Below are 19,383 nucleotides of genomic sequence, written 5' to 3'. Positions count from 1 at the left end.
TTTAGCCATTTACCAAATTTTTCATGTATCCAGGAAAAGCAAATGTGAGGACAAAAAATCCATATCCGTATACGTAGGGAAAGTAATGCAATAAAAGAGCTTTTTTTCCATACTCAGTTGAATATATATGTTTGTTAAGCTCTTCGGCTTTTTTATCATTTTTGGCTTTCCTTCTAAGGTCTTGCATAGATTTTGGATATTTTTTAAGCCCCATAATTACCAAACTAAAAACAAAAGGAGCACAAATCATAACTGCCACCTCAGTATTAGACATTTGCAAACAGGCCAATGAAATTGTAAATGAAAACCCGCCTGCAACAGTATTAAAAAAGTTTAAATGCTGTTCTCGCTCTTCTTGGTATTTTATTATGTTTATCATTTACTAACCCTTTTATACTATTGAAAAACTAAAAAATCATAATAAAAAAATATTTTTTAAAAAATAATTTAATTTTTACATTGATAATGTCATTGACTTATTTATGGTTGGCCGCAATGACAAGCTTAAAAAATATTCATCTAAACTTATTGAACTTGCCTGCCCTGTCTCAGAGTCTACAGCAGCAACCATCGCAAAGCTTAGCGATCTCCCTCCCCCAGAAGCAGTTGCAGGTATTTTTTTAAACCGCAAGTATTCTTTTAAATATATGTGAAAACTATCAATTTCCTTACCTGAAGAATAAATATTTTTTAGAGAGACTTCATTTCCAGAAAAATAAGTTTGAACAAATAGAATGAGTTGCCCTGGTAACTCATTACTTTCTTTCCCATAAACTATAAAGTGATGATCATCACATCTTTCTAATTTGAGTTTGGCTGTTTCATAGGTACCATCCTCAAACTTATCTTTCTCTGTGGAAATAGAAGAATAGTCACATTTGAATTCAATCAAGATAAATTTTGAATTCTCTGAGGCTATTAAGTCACCAGCCAACTCATGAGTACCATCAAGCGGCGAAAGATTAAGTTTTCCAGTTAAGGCACTTTGAATAACAAAAAGATACTCAACAGTTTTTTCCCACCATTTCATCAATTTTTACTCCTCTTAATTTAAAGATTCCAACCATAAACACACCGATATTGCTCTCCATTAATGAAAGACTTAATGCAGAAACATTACTCCTCATCAAACGCGTTACGCATGATGCGTAACTTTTCCACCAGGGCGGTGAATTCTGCGGAGGGCTGTTCCAGAATAAAACCCGCTTCAAAATAACCGGTTTTTTCATTCACGCCGGACCAACGACAACTTGCCTGCAAATCAATTTGCAGCAATTCATTTTCCGCGAGGCGCATGCGCAGGCGTAAATCCCTGTGCGTGCCAGGCTCTATCGCCGTGTCGCTCAAGAGCTTGAAACCAAATTCCGATACATCGCCCACATAACCAATAAGCGCGCCGCTTTTGGGGTTACTCACCTTAACGCGGAAGATGGAGCGAAAAATAAGCCGACTTTGATTGCGCATAATAACCCCCAAAAAACAGTGCTAAAACGGGTAAGGCGACCAACAGCGCCAAGTTATTAAATCGCCACTCCTGAGTCTGGTTATTAAATCGTCATACCCGCGCACGCAGGTATCCAGGTAAAGATTAATCGGCCTGCTCCACAGTGTTCACCGGTTCAATTGGAACCAATTCCAAGTGCAACCCGCTTTTAGTCACCATGGCGGATGGGCTGCGCCCCGGTGTTTTTACCGAGGGCGGTTTGTTCGTCGCAAGCTCTGCCTGCGCCATAGCGGCTGCCAGCTTTTTGCGCTCGGCGATTTTCTCCAACTGCTGCGCCATTTGCCGGCACTTGTCGGCTTGCGCTTGCATGTTGGGCAGCTGTTCCAAAATGGTGGATAACAAGTAATACGCCTGGGGCAATTCGGCGTAATCCGGGAATTGCTTGTGCATGCCGTTAAGTAATTTCACCGCCAGTGCAACATCGCCCTGCTGTTTTAACGCGCTTGCCAGTTGTACGCGCAGTGCGGGGTTATCGGGTAAAAAATCGGGCGCAATCAAACGTATTTGTTTGAACACCGGCGTGAGTTTGTCGGTGCGTTTTTTGCGATTGAGAAAATGCAAATAGGTCGAGCCGAAATCCGCCATCAGCGCGGTTTTTTTGCAGGTGTACAACAGCTCAAAAAATTGATCGAAAAAACGCGCGTCGTTGGGGAATTGTTTAAAGGCTTGATAATAAAGTGTCACCACCCGCTCGTAATCGCCCTCTTTTAACAGCACTTGAATTTGCGCTGCTAAACGATCTGCCGCTTCGCGTTTGGGTTGTTCCTCATCGTCATCGCTGCGTGCGCTGTAACCCAGTTGGTCTTGATACTGGAACAACATGTAGCCCATCAAGTGGAATACCACCAGCGTGTAATAGCTGGAGACCATGGATTGAAACACGTAGGACACCGCCGGAAATAATTGGCCGATCCACTCCTGCAGCAGGCCAACCGAGGTCATCATGATCAGGATAAACACCATCAACAAACCATAGGGCAAACCAATCGCGCCGATTAACGCCAGCGCCGCCATAGGGTTAATGGCCTCCAACATACTTTCCGTTTGCGCAAAACGAATCAGAATTGCCGGGAAACAAATCACCACAATAAAACCCAGCAAACCGCCAACGGCTGGGCCAAGGTAATTCGCCGCCGTGCCGACCAATAACACCAACACTACCGTGATCACCAACAGCTTTAACAGCAGGCTAATGCCACCTTGATAAGCATCCAATACATCCGGCGCTTTCATCTCGCCCAGCGCGGTGTGCTCAAGGCAGGTCAAACTGTATTTGAGCAGCGCACCGGCGGCGAATAAATACAGCAGCAGCGACAAAATCCATAAAAACGGCATGAGCATGGCTAATACCGAGGCGATGGAGGTAATCACAATCAAACTCATGGATGAGGCATTGAGTGGATATTTAAACGCCTCAGGCAAACGCCGCCAAAATGGTTCCGCTTTATTACCGGAGCCCAGGCTTTCCAGGTTGTGACCGCACACAAAACAACGCGCGAGTGCTGGTTCGTCGTCTACGCAGTGATCGCACTGGTGCACCTTGCACTGCTCACAATAATAAGTCGCACCGTCCAGCGGATGATATTTACAGTAATACACGCTCGGCTCCCTGTGCGGTGGTTGTAGAGAATTGTGTGGCAAGTTGTTCGTAGTGATTGCGTTTATGCATATCGCGCAGCCGTAAAAACGCTGCCGCCAATTTAGTCGCCAGCACGCTCATGGCGGGATTAGTGCAACCCTTTTGCGTCAGTTGGATAAACAATTGCTCCGCCGCGCGCGGATTTTCCAGCGCCGCAAATTGCATGGCTAATTTTAGTGCGGCACTTTCCGTTAAGGATTCATGTACGTCAGGGTTATCCACCCACACCCGCTCCAATTTTTTAATCTGCTCCGGTGTGAGTAAGGGCAAGGTCAGCAGCGTAATCACCGCCGGGTTTAACGCCGCACCGCGTTCAATTTTCAGCAGGTTGTAGCGAATCATCACCAACTCAAATTGATTACCTTGCGCGGCGATAAGCCCATCCACTAATTGCAGTGCGCGTTCAAAGCGGAATTTTTCGATGGCTTCATAAATCTCGGCCATGGTTTTTTGCGCTGGGTCTACACCCTGCTCGTTATTAATATAATCGTCATTAAACAGCGAGCGATTCAGCAGCCACGCCGCACCAATTAATACTGCACCCGCGATAAACCCACCGGCGTGCGCCATAAAGGCGACGTTGGAATCGGTATCGGTTTGGTATTGGTAAATTTCCTTGCCGATATAAAACGGCAAAATCAGCAACGCGGGCGCGCGAAAGTAACCCACCAAAAAGAAGAACCAATAAAAGAACTCGATTTTCTTAAAGCGAAACACCGCGAGGTACATGGCCATCACCCCGGAGATAGCACCGGAAGCACCGATCAACGGCTGGCTACTCGTCCAATCCGTCGCCACCTGCGCAAAACCTGCGCCCACACCCGACAGCAAATAAAACAGCAAAAACCGCCAATGCCCAATCGCCGCCTCTACCGCAAAACCGCACACAATCAGGAAAAACATATTGCCCAGCAAATGCATAATGTCGCCATGCAAAAACTGGTGGGTTAAAAAACTGGGGATGGATAATTTATTGGCCTGCAAACCATTGGCGACATAACTGAGCGACTGAATCAGCCCATGCAAGCGCGCCCGCTCCGTAACCCACTGTTCAAAACGATCCGGCGTGAGGTAACTGCGCACGTTGGTTTGCAAGTAGTGGTAAAAATCCTCGCGCATCAGCAAATCGGCGATGATGTAGTCGTACTCGGCCTTGGCATATTGGCGGCGATACTCCTCCAACTGCGTATCGCCCTGCTCCTCCAGGTACTGCTCAAAAATCGGCCATTCATCCTGAATAAAGCCCTGCGCGTGATAGCTGCTAATGGCCTCCACAATTTTGGGGGTATCGCTGCTTTGGTACAGGAAAAACACCATCACATTGATAAACACCAACGTGCACAGTACAAGGGGCGCATGGCGCCAATCGAGGGACTTTTCAGTAGGGACAATGATCATTTGTTATCGTACATTCCGTTTGCGTGTGTGAACCAGCGCAAATACTAACCTTGAGCACACGCAAAGTCGATGCAGACCCAACCCGTTATTCCACCGGCACAACTGGCCAATTATTGAACGAATAAAAGGTAACGAATATTAACTATAGGTTTTTGCCGAGGTTGTTTATATAATCCCGCCCGCACGTCCCTGTAGTTTAATCGGATAGAACGTATGCCTCCTAAGCGTATGATGTGGGTTCGATTCCCGCCGGGGACGCCATTTTTTCCTTCGTAGTATTTCCCTTCTGCTTCACCCCAAACAACACAGCTTAAAAATTAATTTATTCGGTTATACGTGGCCTGTATGAAACCTAGCGGAATACGGGGTTTTATTGTTTTTTTTTAAAAACACCCAACCGCGATAAATTTCCAAGGCACAAACAAAATTTGAAGCACCTCACTCTTTTTAAAGGGTTGGATAGTAGAATTCATGCCGTTCTTAAACATCACAACAAAGGATCACCACACCATGAATGGTAATAAAATCTGGGTTATTGACCACAAAGCCTCATTAACTGCTTATTCCCCAATGAATATTGATGGATCTGATTGGATTCTTGGGGTTTATCTAGTTGCTGCTGACTCAGCCCAAACAGCCCAAGAGAAATTCGATTCTTTTCTACAACAAGAGGAAATGGAATTAATTGAAATTTTTGATGTTAGCCACTTTGAAGAAAGTAAATTTAACGACAGTTCCAATAGAAGCAAACAAATTACCAATGCAAACCGGCTAATTTGCGAGCAAGGAGGCGACTGTTATGTTTTTGCCAGAACGTCTGAATCATTAGCGCAAGGCGCAGAGGGAGATAATCAAAATGACTAAAGAGAAAGGAGCTCTAACGATTGCTGAAGGAACCCCAGCCTACAAGACTGATGCAGATATTATTTTCAACAACGGCAAAGACAAAAAAGATTTTGTATTAAGAACTTGCTATGACGATATAAGTGTATGGAAGTCTAAACACGGCATTTCCATATCGGGTTTCAAAGATAAAAGTGTATCGCCACAAAAATGGGCAGCGAAAATAGACAAGGATTATTGGGTTTTTGGCGTAGACGCCCAAAAACCTGATGATATTTTTGCAGCCGTAAAAATCGGCATGCGTTGCTACAACGTTAAGGCATCGGATTTAATTAGCGATATTTATGTAAAAAATCTCAATGTCGAAAATGAACACCAAATTGGCCGTGACGCGATAGTTAACGTCAATCAAAAGCTTTATGAAGGCGTTTGCAAGGCAATTGTTCAAGCAGCAAAGCTATTAGGTGTTCAAGGCATCTTAAACTTTCATGTATTCAGCAATATTAAAAACCCAAAAATCCCAATGGAATCACTGCATAAAGCACTGAAAGATGGAGGCGCAGAATCCGTAGTCACCGATGAAACACCTCATAAATTTAATGTAAGCAGTAATGATGGACGCAGGGTATTTGAAAATTTAATTAGCCACTTTCATTTAGCAAAATTCAGACTATAAAGGCCGTCGCCTCCTCCAAAACTAAACATCACCGCAAAAAAATACCCAAGGGACCCTTGGGTATTTATAGGGGCGGAAGCTGAAGGACTCAAAACGGCCAGAAGTGGACATCAGCGCTTTATGTAGGCTGGTCAGTATGCCCAACTACATTCTAAGGCTGAATATCTTTCCAAACCCAAACAAGACCTTGAGCATAGGCTGAAGCCTTTGCACCCGCATGAGCCATATTCTCTACGCCGTAGTTCATTAGCTGCAGATTCGTGCTTTTCCTATTTTTAATTTTATTCTGGAATTTAGAAACAGATGCTACAAAGGCTGGTGCTTCATTCGACCCATAGGAGATAAAAAGCCGAGCGCTGAACTTGCTGTTTGCTTTAAAGAATTCATCATCTAGTTGACTGATGTATTGATTGTCCCAAGGAATTGCAGGGCTAACTGCAATGCATCGCGTAAATAACTCTGGTTCGCTGTACATGGCATAAAGTGCAAATAGTCCGCCAAATGACCAGCCTGCAATAGTGCGCTGACGGGTATCAATCCGGTATTCACTTTCCACTTTTGGGATAATCGTTTCTTTAATAAATGTCAAAAATGCTTCGCCACCGCCCGAATCACTAACAAAATTCTCGTCCTTTGTTGGCGTTAAATCCTTGGTGCGTAGCGCTGTATAGTTGGGCTTTACACCGGAATAGGTAATACCAACCATCACCAATTCCGGTACGGCTTTGTCGAAGGCCAGATCCTGGTAAATGGAACTCAACAATGGCGCGTCCCACTGAGCATCCGTGTAATACAGTATGGGGTAGCGTTTATTGGGTGAGTTTTTATAGCTGGCGGGAAGCGATATAACTAACTCATACGCAATACCCGATGGCGACGTTATTGCCACCTTGTGAGTATGCGGTAGCTCAAAACTTTTTGTGGAATTCAACTCGGCAGCCAAAACCCGTAGCGGCAGCATTGCACACAAACAAAATAAAATCGCGATCCTCAAATTAAACATAATGTAATCCTTGAATTTATTTCCTAATGCCGTAATTTTTTATGGGTTTCCGTTGAAAATACTATTTGCTCAAGGGTATGTTTCGACCAAGAACAGGCAGTTATTAATTATTTCGCTTGATTCAAAAAGTTAGCTATGCCAATTCGGGAAGTTTTGCTCTGTATTCATCCTGAAATTTAGGTGTGTTGTGTCATGCGTAATCTCTTATAATTCTTGAATCAGAGGTGTCCGTTCCTGCAAAAACATTTTCTACTTGATATCAATAGAATTTAAAACCTGAATGAGAGAATATTAAATGTTTCAATAACAATGTTTATGTACTTGCCATGACCATGATGCCTGCGGTCAAAAAAATCGACGAAAAGCCTTTGCCAGTCTTCATTCAAATTGACAAATCTATCAGCTACAGCCTTGCTTTCCCTTGCAAGCATTACTGCAATCACCTCATGATCTTCAGGATATTTGTGCTCATTAGGGATTAGTTTTGGTAGATCTTTGACATTCAGAAGATTTAAAATCTCTTTCGCAGTTACTGTGTTTCGGAAGATGCTATCTGTAATTTTTGGTTCAAAGCAAAATAGAAAAACGCCAAATACTCTAAGAAATTGAAATCCAGTTATTAAATTAGGAGCCAATCCATTGTTTGATGTAAGTGCTTGATATATCTCTAAGTATCGTACAAAAGTTTCTACCTCCCTAAGCGATAGCCCATTGATATCTATGAGCAATTCAATAAATTTTTTTACTCTGTAATCGGAGCGAGCAAGATTAGTATTTTGCAAACTTGAGCTTTGATTAACAAGGCAGTAAAAATGTGTTGCAGTTGCGAGAGTCCTATCATGCCTGCTTTGGGTTAAGGTGTTCGGTAATGAAAACCGGAATCTCAAAAATTTGTCCAAGTAACGTTGCGATTCAACCTCACTGCCATATCGATGGTTGATGGCTGCAGTCAATTGTTTGGTGTTGGTTATGAGTACAAATTTAACTCCCACAACATCAAATGTGTGCTTAATTACTTCAATCATCTCTAAAGAGAAGTCGGGGCGACAACGATCTAGCTCATCAATGAATATAACTATTGGTGATTCCTCAGCAATTCGGGTCAAGATTTTTTGAAGCGCATTTAGGCTTTCTTCTGCTTTCTCATGTTCTTTAAGAAGCGCCTCAACTGAGGCGTCAATAATTTTTTCCGTCGTTTCCTCAAAAACGTCTTCGAGTTCATCAGCTATGTCATCTGCATTTTTTCTTAGCACATGACCTACGCCTACCTTCAATGCTGTCTTTAATCCATAGCGTATAACTGGCAATGCTTTTTGAATAAGCCCCTTGCGTTGCTCACCCTCAGGTAAAAGTTTTAGTACTTCAGCCAGAATAGTCATCAACGGATTATCAGCATGATCTGCCTTGAAAGCATCCACATAAACAATCCGGTACCTGTCGTGTTCCGCTTTAAATTTATTAATTAACTTATGGCAGAACTCTGTTTTCCCTGTGCCCCAATCACCATCAATAACCATTGGTGATACATGTGCATCAGAAACTAGTAACGAAATGACTTTGGTTGCAACGGGTTCTCGCTGGAATTCATCTCTTCCTTTTTCACCTTGAAAGCAGCGTTCAAAAGCTATGTTAGACATTAATCAACCTTCCTATTTTCCATGGTTTTAAATACTTGATGTTATTTTGTTACGGTATTTTTCAAGGTATCTATTCCCGGCATGGTCGGGCCATGCTCCTGAGCCAGCAAGCCAGTTTCACTTCGGCTGAATAGTGCCTGTAACACAATATCCCGAGATTCTTTGTCTATAGCTGCTTCGTTTGATAGGGACAAATAGAGATACGTTAGCTGCTCCCTTTCTTGTGCATCACGCATTAAGTGAAAAGAGCTAAAAGCTAGTCGTGAGAAAATTCGGAGAACAAATGCATAAGTGGCAACAATTGACCCGAAAAGAATAACTCCTTGAAAACTATTTAGTTTTAATTCGAGTTCTTTACCGTTGAGCCAATGTACAAAAAAGTCTTGGAAATTTATAAGCGCAAAAAACACTAGTAATACGATTGCAGTAACCCATGTCCAACCTTGTTTGTTATAGCGAACTGCAGCTTTATTCCAGTATTGTGCTGGCTTATCCAAGCGAAGTTTTTCTTCGTAAGTGTTCTCCAAAGCGGTAATTGAGGTGTTCCACTCTCTCAACTTTTCCTCAAAATTCTTATCTTGAGTTATTGCCTGCTGTTCGTTAGCTTCTTTATGATTTTGGATAACGGTCTTTGCTTCCTCGCGATTTCCTGCATCCCATTCGCTAAAGTCCTCTTGAGAATCTGCAATTTCGGAGAAGAGCTTTTCCTGTGCTTTCTCTAGGCGATCTCGCAATTGGTTAATGGATTGCTTTTCGCTGTTGCGACGCTGGAATATTTCGGAATTCTGAGTAATGTACTCATATCCGGAGATTAACCCTATGAGGATTTCACTATTGTTTATTGATCTTACTGACCGGTGAACAACTAATGAAAAAAAGGCATTTGCAGATTCCTCTCCATGTTTCTCCAGCACATCGAGAAAGCTCTTGGTAAAACCGTGAGCACTCCATATCCAATGGTTGCTTAAAAATGCTCTTTGTGAGGAAAGAATATGATTAATTGCATTTGATAGTTGATCATCACTCAAAGTAGAAGAATCATCTATTCCGGAAATGATTGAGGTAAAAATATTATTTGCCGAAAAACAGCCATGAGAGCGTTTTGATTGGTTGCTATTTATAGAATCTTCCGATCTCCAGAATTCAGCCTCATCTTTACAGAATACAAGAAGCTCTTTAAGGCTTGTAAAGTTTCTATTAAAGCCTGCAGAATCCGATATTCCGATACTAATTTTTTTATCTACCATGTGGAGTCCTTCTATTGCTACAAGCTAAACTTTAAAAATCAGTTATGTTGATGCACGCTTATTGTTTTTTCATTGTATGCAATCAATTAATTTCGATTATGAAAAAATGATGTATTATTAGTCTCCCCATACATTAGCAGAGGCGGAATCAAAAAATGATATTTCTAATGGGTGCTTTGCGTGACGTTGTGCTTGCATCCACTGCGCGCGACTGATTATTTTTTTATTGGTCTCGCTCGCAGGGTCTCCGTACAAGCTTATATACAGCTTTTGGAACTTTCCGCGAGCCATTCGAATCAAAATATGATCATCATTTTCTGCCAAAGAATGACCAAATATAAAAAAACAATGATTTTTAGTTTCCGCATTAGAGGTTAAGACTTTAAAGCCTTGATATAAATATGCATTATGCCTAATTTTCGATTTCTTTTGCTGGCTAGTTCCCTCCGCAACAAAAAGTGGGAATTTATTCTGGCTTATTGCATTTCTGGCTTGATCAACTAAGCGATCACCACTCCTAACCCAAGTGTATTTTTGTAATTCCGACCCTGCATCAAATAGATGCAATGCTCCATGTAGGAAAAATATATTAGCTGAATGCGCTGCTGTTTCACCTTGCCAAACAACGTAGTCTGCCGATGGATTGTTTTCGTCATTTCCAAAACTATCGTTTTTCTTTAGATTTAAATCATCATTATCGAATGGGTTTTCATTATTCATCAGAGTCCAGTACAGTAATAGATCATAGTTGAGAGTAAATACATACCCGTTTTTATTATTGTCCGCTCCGATAAAGTTGTATAAAAACTCCTTACATGCCCAAGTGCGAGTTGCGTCAATATCCTGAGGTCTGTCTGGGTGATTCTTGGCGATGGTGCCAACCAGAATATCTTTGAGGGTTGTGGCATGGCTACACATAAGCTCTGCTATCTCAGTTGAGCCTTTCATATAAACTGGAATCAAGGTTGCTGCATTTTCCAGTGACTGAATGACCACCTCAAAATCTTGTGTCCCCAATTTTTGAAAAATTTTCTCGGCACCAGGGATATTTGAAAAATCCGCTTGTTCGTAAAGTGATCCATAGTGAAATATATCAGGCTGGCATGAAATGCTAAAGCCGTTCCCCAGTAATAGGTGTCGTTTTGAATATTGATCGGAGTCATCAAGTGCCTCTAAAAAGGTAAGAATTTTAGTCATTTCATAACCCCATTCAATTAACTTGCATCCTACGCTTACCCGTCAACAGCTGTTGCTTTAACACCTTTTTTTCGTTTTTTAAAACGACGAGCTTTTTTTAAAGAATTGCAATTTTTTGTTACTTTCTTATCTGAGATTACAACTTCCGCTTTGGGCACCTTTCTGCCCTTCCTCGATTTTCTTCACGATTTAAATCTACTTCAGTAAAAAATTACAAAGCACTAACTCTGCAATATTTGAATGCAGAAAGACACAAGCGAGGAAATTAAAACAGCGGAGAGAGTAACTACATCATCCGATGAAATAGTTCCCGTGGGTGAGCCTTGCTGGCAAGTCGTCCCATTGGTTTTTCTGGAGCATAAGCGATGCAAAGTGTTTTGTGAATAACATCACATTACATTTATTACCGCATTAGATGTAAGTAGGCGGAAACGGCGACTGATTGGGGAATAATTATTTTTATAATCAACAGGTTATTGGCTTTTGCACTCTGCAAACCATGAACCTGCCACCATATTGACGATACAAACAAGAAAACCAAAGCACCACACAAGAATGTCGGGAATATGACAATACAAAATCTATAACGAAGTGCTGCGCTGCTTATTTCGCCCGCGAGCACAGGAATTACTAGCCTCCACAATAAATCCACGTTACGAATATTATGGATACCCGCGTTCGCGGGTATGACTGAAAGGAGATAAGTAATGAGCGATGCCATGTTATTTGAGGATGGAAAATTGCGTTGCCGTTGGTGCAGTGCGGCGCCTGAATTCCTCGCGTACCACGATAGCGAATGGAGCTTTCCCGTTGCCGATGATTTCAGGCTGTTTGAGAAAATCAGTTTGGAAGGGTTTCAGTCCGGCTTGAGCTGGCGAACCATTCTTGCGAAGCGGGAGAATTTTCGTAAAGCATTTGTGAATTTTGATTTCAATAAAATCGCCCGCTTTACCCAAACCGATGTTGAGCGCCTGTTGCAAGATGAAGGCATAGTGCGGCACCGGGGGAAAATTGAGGCGGTCATTAATAACGCCCGCTGCGCGCAAGAGTTAGTTGCCACCGAGGGATCGCTAGCAAATTTTGTGTGGCGTTATGCGTTGCCTGCGAATGCGCAGGTAAAACCACAATCGCAGTCCACTTCACCGGAATCGGTAGAGCTATCCAAAACCTTAAAAAAACGCGGCTGGAAATTTGTCGGCCCCACTACTGTGTATGCCTTTATGCAGGCCATGGGGTTGATCAATGACCATGTGGACGATTGCATTGCCCGCAAAAAAGCAGATCGCGAACGGAAGACATTTTTGGCAGAGTGGAACAAGAAGTAATCACCACGCTGCAACCCACAATCCAAACGCTCTTATGTTCCTGAGAGCAAGGGCACCAATGTCAGCGATTGCCGTTTCTTGAAGATGGCGGTTACTAGATAACGGTAAATATCTTTATCGATTTCCAGCGAGGGATTGTCGGCGAGTATCGCTTCGTAGTCTGCGGCGGTTTCTGCAACCCCCAGAATGCACCAATTGTTTATTAGTAGATGCTGCTCCATGCCGTCGCTTTGGTTTTTTTCTACCAATGCGACGGTGCCTTTATAGGGCCAGGTTTTTAACGCCAGGAGTGCCAAGCCTTCCAGTAATTTGACGTTGTGTTGCAAGGCGTGTTGTTTGCCTGCGCAATAACCTTGGCATTTTTTGAGTTGATGACTGGTACAAGCCCTATTGCTGATATTTTCTATACCGCAGACTTGATAGCAAAGATGATGTTCGTCGCAGAGGGTTTGAAGGGTTTGTTTGGCTTTTATTTTGGAAGGGAAAAGACCGTAGATTTTCTTGCCGTTGGTTGGCATGTGGGACACAGGAACTATTTGTGGCGTGAGTATGCCACCGCTACCCTCCTCCAGTTGAATGGTGTGAAAGCTACTTACCCGGCGAAGTTTGCGGTTGTACAGCGGCTGCAGTGCTTTTACTTTTTTGGACTCCAAAATCAGCGCAGATAATTCGCCCGCGGTTTTTTCAAACGTGACGTTGCGCGTTTGCTGACAAATTTTCATCTCTTTGGCGGATTTATGGTCGGCAGTAAAATGCGAGAGCACACGTTTGCGAATACTGATGCTTTTACCGATATAGAGCAGCTCTTGATTCTCACCCCAAAAATAATAAATGCCGGGTGAGTTAGGCAGGCCATCCATAATGCTTGCATCAAACCCGGCGGGCATACTCTCTTTGCGGTACTGATGTTGAATAGCGGCCTTGATATTCGCCTCGCCTTTTTCCTGTTCTGCAATCTCCATAAATTTATAGGCCGCGATGGCGTCGTCCAGCGCGCGGTGGCGGTGGCTTACACGAATATTGTGGCGAATGATAAGTTTTTCCAGGCTGTGGCCTTCGCAATCCGCATACAAAAAGCGGGACAGCCTGACTGTACATAAGAGTTTGGATTTGTAGGGATACGCAAGGCGGGCAAATTCATTGCGAATAAAACCATAATCAAAACGCACGTTGTGAGCGACAAATAACTTACCTTGCAGGCGCAGTATTATTTCTTTGGCGACTTGCTCAAAGTACGGCGCGGCGGCAGCCATTTCGTTAGTGATTCCGGTTAGCCGCTGAATACCCTCGGGAATGGTCGTGCGTGGGTTAATTAATGTAGACCAGTGCGTAACGCCCTGCTCCGTGACCTCCACTATGCCGATTTCAATAATGCGATCATAGGTCACATTGCCACCGGTGGTTTCTATATCCACTATCGCACAGGGTATGGGAAAATATTTCAGCATATATTTTTACAAACTAATGAAAATCGCGCGAGCTTGACGCGAGGTTGTGTAGGCGATCAGTTACGTTTTGAATGTGCCCGGCGATCACATGAACAATAGGAACATTCACGCCCTCGGTGAGAATTTCAACCGTGCCTTTTACAATGAGCAATTTACCGGTGAGTATTTCGCTGCGAAATCGCTGCTGGGTTGAATTCCAGATCACTACATTACTGGTGCCGGTTTCGTCCTCCAGAGACATAAACAGAACCCCACTCGCCGTGCCCGGCCGCTGCCGCCCGGTCACTATTCCCGCAATCCGCACAAAACCCTTGTGGCGTAAACTCACCAAATCCGCAAACCGTTTGCATTTATTAAACGGAAATTCCTGTCGCAAAATCGCCATGGGGTGCGTGCGTAAGGTCAGCCCGACCGAGGCATAGTCATCCAGCACATTTTGTTCAAGGCTGGGGCCCGGCATCAGCAACTCATCACCCGCTGGATCACTCTCGTCCAGTAGTGGCGAGTGCGGCATTAACGCCGACGCTTGCCAGCGCGCGTGAAAACGATCACCGGCTAGCGTGCGCAATACATCGGCGGAGGCCAGGCTTTCCAAGGCGGAATCGCTGAGCGAGGTGCGCCGAGCAAGATCTTTTAGCGATGTAAAAGGCGAATTTCCGCGCGCGATAGGAATTTGCTGTGCATCGCGAGTATTGAGTTTATTCACAAATAAAAAACCCAGACGAATTCCGCGCACGCCGGTTTCACTCAGCACGAGAGTGTTTTCATAATCGCTGTGATTGATATCCACCGGCAGAACCTGCACACCGTGGCGGCGCGCGTCTTGAATTAATTGTGATGGACTGTAGAAACCCATTGGCTGACTATTGAGCAAGGCGCAATAAAACGCAGCGGGGTGATGCCGTTTAATCCAGCTGGACACATAACACAGAATCGCAAAACTGGCGGAGTGGCTCTCGGGAAAACCATAGCCGCCAAAGCCTTTTACTTGTTCAAATAAATTATTGGCAAACTCCTGGGTGTAACCGTTGGCAAGCAGCCCATTTTTGAATTTATCTTCAAATAACAACAGTTTTGAATTTTTTCCCCAGTTGGTAATCGCGCGGCGCAATTCATCTGCCTCACCACCGGTAAACCCGGCGGCAACCATACTGAGCTTCATCACCTGTTCTTGAAAAATAGGCACACCCAGCGTGGGCATGAGCACATCTTTAATCGCATCGCTGGGAAAACTGATTGGCTCCAACCCGGCGCGACGACGAAGATAAGGGTGCACCATATCGCCTTGAATTGGCCCCGGCCGGACAATGGCAATTTCAATCACCAGATCGTAAAAACATCGCGGTTGCAGGCGCGGCAGCATGGCCATTTGCGCGCGCGATTCAATTTGGAATACCCCCACACTGTCACCGCGACACAACATGGCATAGGTGTCTTTGTCTTCCCGGGGAATATCTTGCAGTGAACGAATGCGCGAGTCATAGCTGTGGATTAATTCGAGCGCGCGCCGCAGTGCCGACAACATGCCCAATGCCAGTACATCCACTTTTAATAAACGCATGGATTCAAGGTCTTCTTTATCCCATTGAATAATAGTGCGCTCGGCCATGCTCGCATTTTCCAAAGGCACAAGGTCACTGATTCTGGTTTCAGAAATAACAAAGCCGCCGGTGTGTTGGCTCAGGTGACGGGGAAAACCCTGTATTAATTGCAACAGGTTAAAAAAATGTGTGAGCAGCTCGCCGCCCATTTTTACGCCGATCCCGCTAAGCGTTGTTGGCAGATCTGCCCCACGCTCCCACCAAGCCATATTTTTTGATAGATGATCGAGCAGTGATTCGTCCATGCCCAGGGCTTTACCCACATCGCGCACCGCACTTTTGCCCCGATAAGTAATAACCACCGCCGCGATAGCCGCACGCTCACGCCCATATTTTTGATAAATATATTGAATCACTTCTTCGCGACGCTGGTGTTCAAAATCGACATCAATATCCGGCGGCTCGTCGCGCTCACGGGAAATAAACCGCTCAAACAGAACACCAATTAAACCCGGTGCAATTTCAGTGATAAACAGGCAATAACACACCACCGAGTTGGCAGCAGAACCACGCCCCTGGCACAAAATTCCCTGCTCGCGCGCAAAGCGCGCAATGTCGTGCACAGTTAAAAAATAATATTCGTATTCCAACTCTTCAATTAACGCGAGTTCTTTTTCCAACAAACTTTCAACCTCAGCAGGCACACCTTGTGGCCAGCGCTGCTGTTTACCGGCATCAACCAAACAACGCAGGTGCGCAATAGGCGTTAGATTACCGGGCACCAACTCACGCGGATATTGGTAGCGCAATTCACTCATGGAAAAGTGGCACAGGTCGGCAATCACCGCGGTTTCAGCAAGTAATTCCGGCGGATAGAGGCGCGCTAACTGATGCAGGGATTTAAGGTAAGCCTCACCATTTAATTCCAGTCTGGTGCCCATTTCCTGAATGGGTGTTTTGTGACGAATAGCGGTCACAATATCCTGCAGGGGTTTTCGCTCGGCACTGTGCATTAAGGCTTCACCGCAGGCGACCAGTGGAATATTTTTTTCACGACCAAGTAAATGCCAGCGCGAAAAATCCTGCTGCTCTCCCCCCTGTAGCCGATGATTAATGCCAATCCATAAGCGGTCTTTAAACGCATTCGTTAATTCAGTTGCCACTGCATCCACAATGGTGTCGCTGAGTTTTGCGACCCAAATAATCAGGCAATGACGCAAACGAAAACGTAAATCGTCAAAGTGCGCTTCATAAGTGCCTTTGTCGGCACGCCGCCGCGCCAGAGTGATAAAACCGGAAAGTTCGGCGTAGGCAATTCGCGAAGGCGCAATAGCAATTAAATCCATGCCGTTGGATAAACGAAAACGGCTGCCAATGATTAATTTAACCCCCAGCTCCTCTGCCGCAACAAATGCTTTTACGACACCGGCCAATGAACACTCATCGGTAATCGCCAGCGCGTCATAACCTAATTCATCAGCGCGCTGCACAAACTCAGCGGGGTGCGAGGCGCCGGTGAGAAAAGTGAAATTGGTAGTGGTGTGAAGTTGGGCGTAGCGCATCAGGCAAATACTCCATGCACGTACCACTGCTTGTTATACAGATCAAAAAAAATCCATACCGGTAAATGGTCCTGACGCTGCGCCAAAAAATAATCTCTGGCCACCGGTTTTTGCCACCAATCGCCAATCACCCGTTCAGGGCCAACCAGTGGTACCAAGTAACCATGCCAATAGAGTCGCTCGTGCCGCTGCTCTATTAATTCCGGCGTTGTTAACAACCATGTGGGGCGCAAACTTTTTAAATGCACGTCTGGCAGTTGCTGATTGCATTTTTCCGCGAGCGCAAGAATTGCATTGGTAATTTCTGGTACACGGCTATCGCGATAGCCCAGTTTGTACACAGCACCATCCCCCAAACGCGCTTTTAATTTTGCAATAGTGACGGTGAAATCCTGCAGGGTACTTTTGCGGCGACGCTGTTCAAAATCCAATACCTGACTGCGCTGCTGGAGCGGCATCGCCTGCTCACACACCAACTTGAGGGTATCCACTTCAAATGGCAACGCTTTATTATTGAACTGGATTAGTGACAAGTCATACAACAATTGCCAATGGCTTTGCGGCTCATCGCTATGCACCTGAATTAATTCCTGATGGTGATAAATATCGGCAATACGCCATTCAATGGACTGACATTGCTGCTGGCGTTTGCGCAGATAAGTGCTGAGTTGCTGCAACAGGTTTTCAATGGCCGGTTCTAATTGCGCAACCAGCGTGACGGGATATTCAAATTGTATTTCCGCCGCAAACCACTCTACCGGGCGATAATTATTGCGCGGTGCTTCAAACAGCGCAGCCTGCTGAAAATTCTGATCAATGGCGTAAATCTCGCACAATAAATCAGTGAATTCCGGCCCCAAACGCTTTTTAAAACTGCTGATCGACTTGGCATTAATCTGGGTGGCAATATCGCCCAAAGTGTTAAATCCAGTTTTACGCAGAGCCTCTACCGCGCGGGGGTAATCACACAAGAGCGCAATAGATAATTTATTTAATCGCGCGATAAACAGTGCTTTGCTTTCAGCGCCGCTAATAGCGTAATCCGCAAAAGAGAGATACCAAGCCGCGGGTGCGGAATGGGCCAGCCCATAATTAAACCCGTAAGGTGTTTGGGCCAGCTGGGTAATTATTTTTTCACACAGCGCGTGGATGCCGCCGAATAACTTCAGGCAGGTAGAAATTTCCAGCAGCAATCCGGATTGCGCCAGAGCCTCACTGCTGTAGCGCTCAATGTAAGGGCTAAATTGATAACACTGCTCCGACAGCGCATGCAGCACCGATTGCTCTTTTGTTTCATCGCGCGGTAATACTTCACAACTACTTAGCAGCTGCGCGGTGGTGATATCCATACCCGGTTGCACCCCCGCTTGCTGCGCCAGACTGTTGGCAAAAATAACGCGCTTTTTTTGGATAACGACTTGCGGCTTGTCGGTAGCACCATCGAGGTTAGATGTAGTTAAAGGCCGCGAGGTTAAAGACAGATCTGTAAAAAACTGCTCTGTAAAAGAAAGCGCGGTTAAGGGAAGATCAAAAAAGCGGATGGCCAGCCACAACCGTGAGTTGGATTCATTCACGTTTTACCTCGCAAAGGAATAATACTGGCAAGCGGCTGGGGTTTGGAATCCGTTTGAGCACCTGCGGTTTTCTGCATGAGTGCAGCGTGAGGTGTGGCGGCTTTCCACTGCGCAGGCAGCGGCAACACTATGGGTTTGGCCTGCTGTGTTTGCAGGTGTCCCTTTTGTTTAAATACCGTGATTTCCAAACCGCTTGATGCCAAGCGCGCGTACAGCCGTAAAGTCGCTGGTGAACTTTGTTGTTGCATCGCCACGGGCCGGAACACCACCGACAACCCCGTACCTTCCGCTGCGGCTAACTGGCATTTACGCAGCTCCGTATAGCTCATTGTCTCCTGAGGTTGCCAAGCAAGCACTGCCCCGACACTGGCCCGGCAGAGCTCAATAAAACAGGATATAAAATGTTTTTTACCCGCTGCGGCCACCACAACCAGGCGCTCAAGATCGATCCCCGCCTGAATAAATGCCTGACTAAAGGGTGCTGCTGGCGGGTTCACTAAAACCACCAAGCCCGGCAGTGCAAGCAGTGCCGGAGTGAATAATTGCCACTCCCCCTGCATGCCCTGCTGGCACACCTCCACCAAACTGCCCAAGGGCCAGCCGCGATTCAACAAACTCGCATTCAGCTGCTCATACCCCGTCTCCACCGCCGCACGCGTGGTGAAGCGCTGGGAGTGCCCCATCCACATATCATCCCGGAGCAATAATTGCTCAAGAGAAGCAGTGCTGGGAGTTTCAAGGGGAGTTTCATTCATGCCGATCACTATACTGTATTTACATACAGTATAG

The 19,383-nt window shown here is 45.1% G+C and carries 17 protein-coding genes and 1 tRNA gene; 4 read left to right on the top strand and 14 right to left on the bottom strand.

Annotation, left to right across the window (positions count from 1 at the left end; genetic code table 11):
* Position 1 precedes the first annotated feature (1 nt).
* From O59_RS05690 to O59_RS20915, 5 genes are all read right to left on the bottom strand, one after another.
* Positions 2 to 379 carry a hypothetical protein gene (locus O59_RS05690; protein WP_040391589.1) on the bottom strand — a complete coding sequence of 126 codons (378 nt, stop codon included), beginning with the start codon at positions 377 to 379 and terminating at the stop codon, positions 2 to 4.
* Positions 380 to 454: 75 nt separating this feature from the next.
* Entirely contained in the window at positions 455 to 1,030 is a 576-nt protein-coding gene (locus tag O59_RS05685; protein WP_040391587.1) for a hypothetical protein, read from the bottom strand.
* Between the two features lie 86 nt (positions 1,031 to 1,116).
* Positions 1,117 to 1,464, bottom strand: coding sequence for a hypothetical protein (locus O59_RS05680; RefSeq protein WP_007640453.1), 348 nt, complete (start codon positions 1,462 to 1,464; stop codon positions 1,117 to 1,119).
* Between the two features lie 124 nt (positions 1,465 to 1,588).
* Positions 1,589 to 3,103, bottom strand: a complete 1,515-nt coding sequence (locus tag O59_RS05675; protein WP_007640452.1) for a hypothetical protein — start codon at positions 3,101 to 3,103, stop codon at positions 1,589 to 1,591.
* On the bottom strand, positions 3,090 to 4,541 hold the full coding sequence (locus tag O59_RS20915) for a rhomboid family intramembrane serine protease (protein WP_050976978.1): 1,452 nt from the start codon (positions 4,539 to 4,541) through the stop codon (positions 3,090 to 3,092). The genes O59_RS05675 and O59_RS20915 overlap by 14 nt, the downstream gene beginning before the upstream one ends.
* A gap of 185 nt (positions 4,542 to 4,726) precedes the next feature.
* Between O59_RS20915 and O59_RS05665 the strand changes: the two genes are divergently transcribed.
* From O59_RS05665 to O59_RS05655, 3 genes are all read left to right on the top strand, one after another.
* A tRNA-Arg gene (locus O59_RS05665) sits at positions 4,727 to 4,802 on the top strand.
* 249 nt (positions 4,803 to 5,051) lie between these two features.
* Positions 5,052 to 5,405 (top strand): hypothetical protein, encoded by a 354-nt coding sequence (locus O59_RS05660; RefSeq protein ID WP_007640450.1) that lies wholly within the window; start codon positions 5,052 to 5,054, stop codon positions 5,403 to 5,405.
* Positions 5,398 to 6,060 carry a hypothetical protein gene (locus O59_RS05655; RefSeq protein ID WP_007640449.1) on the top strand — a complete coding sequence of 221 codons (663 nt, stop codon included), beginning with the start codon at positions 5,398 to 5,400 and terminating at the stop codon, positions 6,058 to 6,060. Before O59_RS05660 ends, O59_RS05655 begins: the two co-directional genes overlap by 8 nt.
* Before the next feature lie 151 nt (positions 6,061 to 6,211).
* Here the strand turns inward: O59_RS05655 and O59_RS20910 are convergent, their stop codons facing one another.
* From O59_RS20910 to O59_RS22180, 5 genes are all read right to left on the bottom strand, one after another.
* Positions 6,212 to 7,063: an alpha/beta hydrolase gene (locus O59_RS20910; RefSeq protein ID WP_007640448.1), complete on the bottom strand. Its 852-nt coding sequence runs from the start codon at positions 7,061 to 7,063 to the stop codon at positions 6,212 to 6,214.
* 269 nt (positions 7,064 to 7,332) lie between these two features.
* A complete protein-coding gene (locus tag O59_RS05645) occupies positions 7,333 to 8,700 on the bottom strand; it encodes a KAP family NTPase (protein ID WP_007640446.1) in 1,368 nt (455 codons plus the stop codon).
* A 41-nt stretch (positions 8,701 to 8,741) separates the two neighbouring features.
* A complete protein-coding gene (locus O59_RS05640) occupies positions 8,742 to 9,947 on the bottom strand; it encodes a DUF6161 domain-containing protein (protein WP_007640444.1) in 1,206 nt (401 codons plus the stop codon).
* 117 nt (positions 9,948 to 10,064) lie between these two features.
* A complete protein-coding gene (locus O59_RS05635) occupies positions 10,065 to 11,144 on the bottom strand; it encodes a DUF4917 family protein (RefSeq protein WP_007640443.1) in 1,080 nt (359 codons plus the stop codon).
* A 35-nt stretch (positions 11,145 to 11,179) separates the two neighbouring features.
* Positions 11,180 to 11,302 carry a hypothetical protein gene (locus O59_RS22180; RefSeq protein ID WP_255321698.1) on the bottom strand — a complete coding sequence of 41 codons (123 nt, stop codon included), beginning with the start codon at positions 11,300 to 11,302 and terminating at the stop codon, positions 11,180 to 11,182.
* A 549-nt stretch (positions 11,303 to 11,851) separates the two neighbouring features.
* Between O59_RS22180 and O59_RS05630 the strand changes: the two genes are divergently transcribed.
* Positions 11,852 to 12,469 (top strand): DNA-3-methyladenine glycosylase I, encoded by a 618-nt coding sequence (locus tag O59_RS05630; protein WP_007640442.1) that lies wholly within the window; start codon positions 11,852 to 11,854, stop codon positions 12,467 to 12,469.
* A 32-nt stretch (positions 12,470 to 12,501) separates the two neighbouring features.
* Here the strand turns inward: O59_RS05630 and O59_RS05625 are convergent, their stop codons facing one another.
* From O59_RS05625 to O59_RS05610, 4 genes are read right to left on the bottom strand one after another with little or no spacing between them, the layout of a single operon-like run.
* Positions 12,502 to 13,917 (bottom strand): exonuclease domain-containing protein, encoded by a 1,416-nt coding sequence (locus tag O59_RS05625; protein WP_007640440.1) that lies wholly within the window; start codon positions 13,915 to 13,917, stop codon positions 12,502 to 12,504.
* A gap of 13 nt (positions 13,918 to 13,930) precedes the next feature.
* Positions 13,931 to 17,020: an error-prone DNA polymerase gene (locus tag O59_RS05620; protein WP_007640438.1), complete on the bottom strand. Its 3,090-nt coding sequence runs from the start codon at positions 17,018 to 17,020 to the stop codon at positions 13,931 to 13,933.
* The gene (locus tag O59_RS05615) at positions 17,020 to 18,594 is read right to left on the bottom strand and encodes a DNA polymerase Y family protein (protein ID WP_007640436.1); all 1,575 of its coding nucleotides are present in this window, start codon (positions 18,592 to 18,594) and stop codon (positions 17,020 to 17,022) included. Before O59_RS05615 ends, O59_RS05620 begins: the two co-directional genes overlap by 1 nt.
* On the bottom strand, positions 18,591 to 19,349 hold the full coding sequence (locus O59_RS05610) for a hypothetical protein (protein WP_050976977.1): 759 nt from the start codon (positions 19,347 to 19,349) through the stop codon (positions 18,591 to 18,593). Before O59_RS05610 ends, O59_RS05615 begins: the two co-directional genes overlap by 4 nt.
* Positions 19,350 to 19,383: the final 34 nt, after the last annotated feature.

The organism is Cellvibrio sp. BR (genome assembly GCF_000263355.1).
GTDB lineage: Bacteria > Pseudomonadota > Gammaproteobacteria > Pseudomonadales > Cellvibrionaceae > Cellvibrio.
This window is presented reverse-complemented; position numbering and strand designations above follow the sequence as displayed.

What these genes read in the sequence shown, in the direction of transcription:
- O59_RS05640 (WP_007640444.1), bottom strand. Translation starts at nt 9,947, where the DNA reads ATGGTAGATAAAAAAATTAGTATCGGAATATCGGATTCTGCAGGCTTT.
- O59_RS05680 (WP_007640453.1), bottom strand. Translation starts at nt 1,464, where the DNA reads ATGCGCAATCAAAGTCGGCTTATTTTTCGCTCCATCTTCCGCGTTAAG.
- O59_RS05655 (WP_007640449.1), top strand. Translation starts at nt 5,398, where the DNA reads ATGACTAAAGAGAAAGGAGCTCTAACGATTGCTGAAGGAACCCCAGCC.
- O59_RS05620 (WP_007640438.1), bottom strand. Translation starts at nt 17,020, where the DNA reads ATGCGCTACGCCCAACTTCACACCACTACCAATTTCACTTTTCTCACC.
- O59_RS05685 (WP_040391587.1), bottom strand. Translation starts at nt 1,030, where the DNA reads ATGAAATGGTGGGAAAAAACTGTTGAGTATCTTTTTGTTATTCAAAGT.
- O59_RS05625 (WP_007640440.1), bottom strand. Translation starts at nt 13,917, where the DNA reads ATGCTGAAATATTTTCCCATACCCTGTGCGATAGTGGATATAGAAACC.
- O59_RS05610 (WP_050976977.1), bottom strand. Translation starts at nt 19,349, where the DNA reads ATGAATGAAACTCCCCTTGAAACTCCCAGCACTGCTTCTCTTGAGCAA.
- O59_RS05660 (WP_007640450.1), top strand. Translation starts at nt 5,052, where the DNA reads ATGAATGGTAATAAAATCTGGGTTATTGACCACAAAGCCTCATTAACT.
- O59_RS05645 (WP_007640446.1), bottom strand. Translation starts at nt 8,700, where the DNA reads ATGTCTAACATAGCTTTTGAACGCTGCTTTCAAGGTGAAAAAGGAAGA.
- O59_RS20915 (WP_050976978.1), bottom strand. Translation starts at nt 4,541, where the DNA reads ATGATCATTGTCCCTACTGAAAAGTCCCTCGATTGGCGCCATGCGCCC.
- O59_RS05690 (WP_040391589.1), bottom strand. Translation starts at nt 379, where the DNA reads ATGATAAACATAATAAAATACCAAGAAGAGCGAGAACAGCATTTAAAC.
- O59_RS20910 (WP_007640448.1), bottom strand. Translation starts at nt 7,063, where the DNA reads ATGTTTAATTTGAGGATCGCGATTTTATTTTGTTTGTGTGCAATGCTG.
- O59_RS05630 (WP_007640442.1), top strand. Translation starts at nt 11,852, where the DNA reads ATGAGCGATGCCATGTTATTTGAGGATGGAAAATTGCGTTGCCGTTGG.
- O59_RS05635 (WP_007640443.1), bottom strand. Translation starts at nt 11,144, where the DNA reads ATGACTAAAATTCTTACCTTTTTAGAGGCACTTGATGACTCCGATCAA.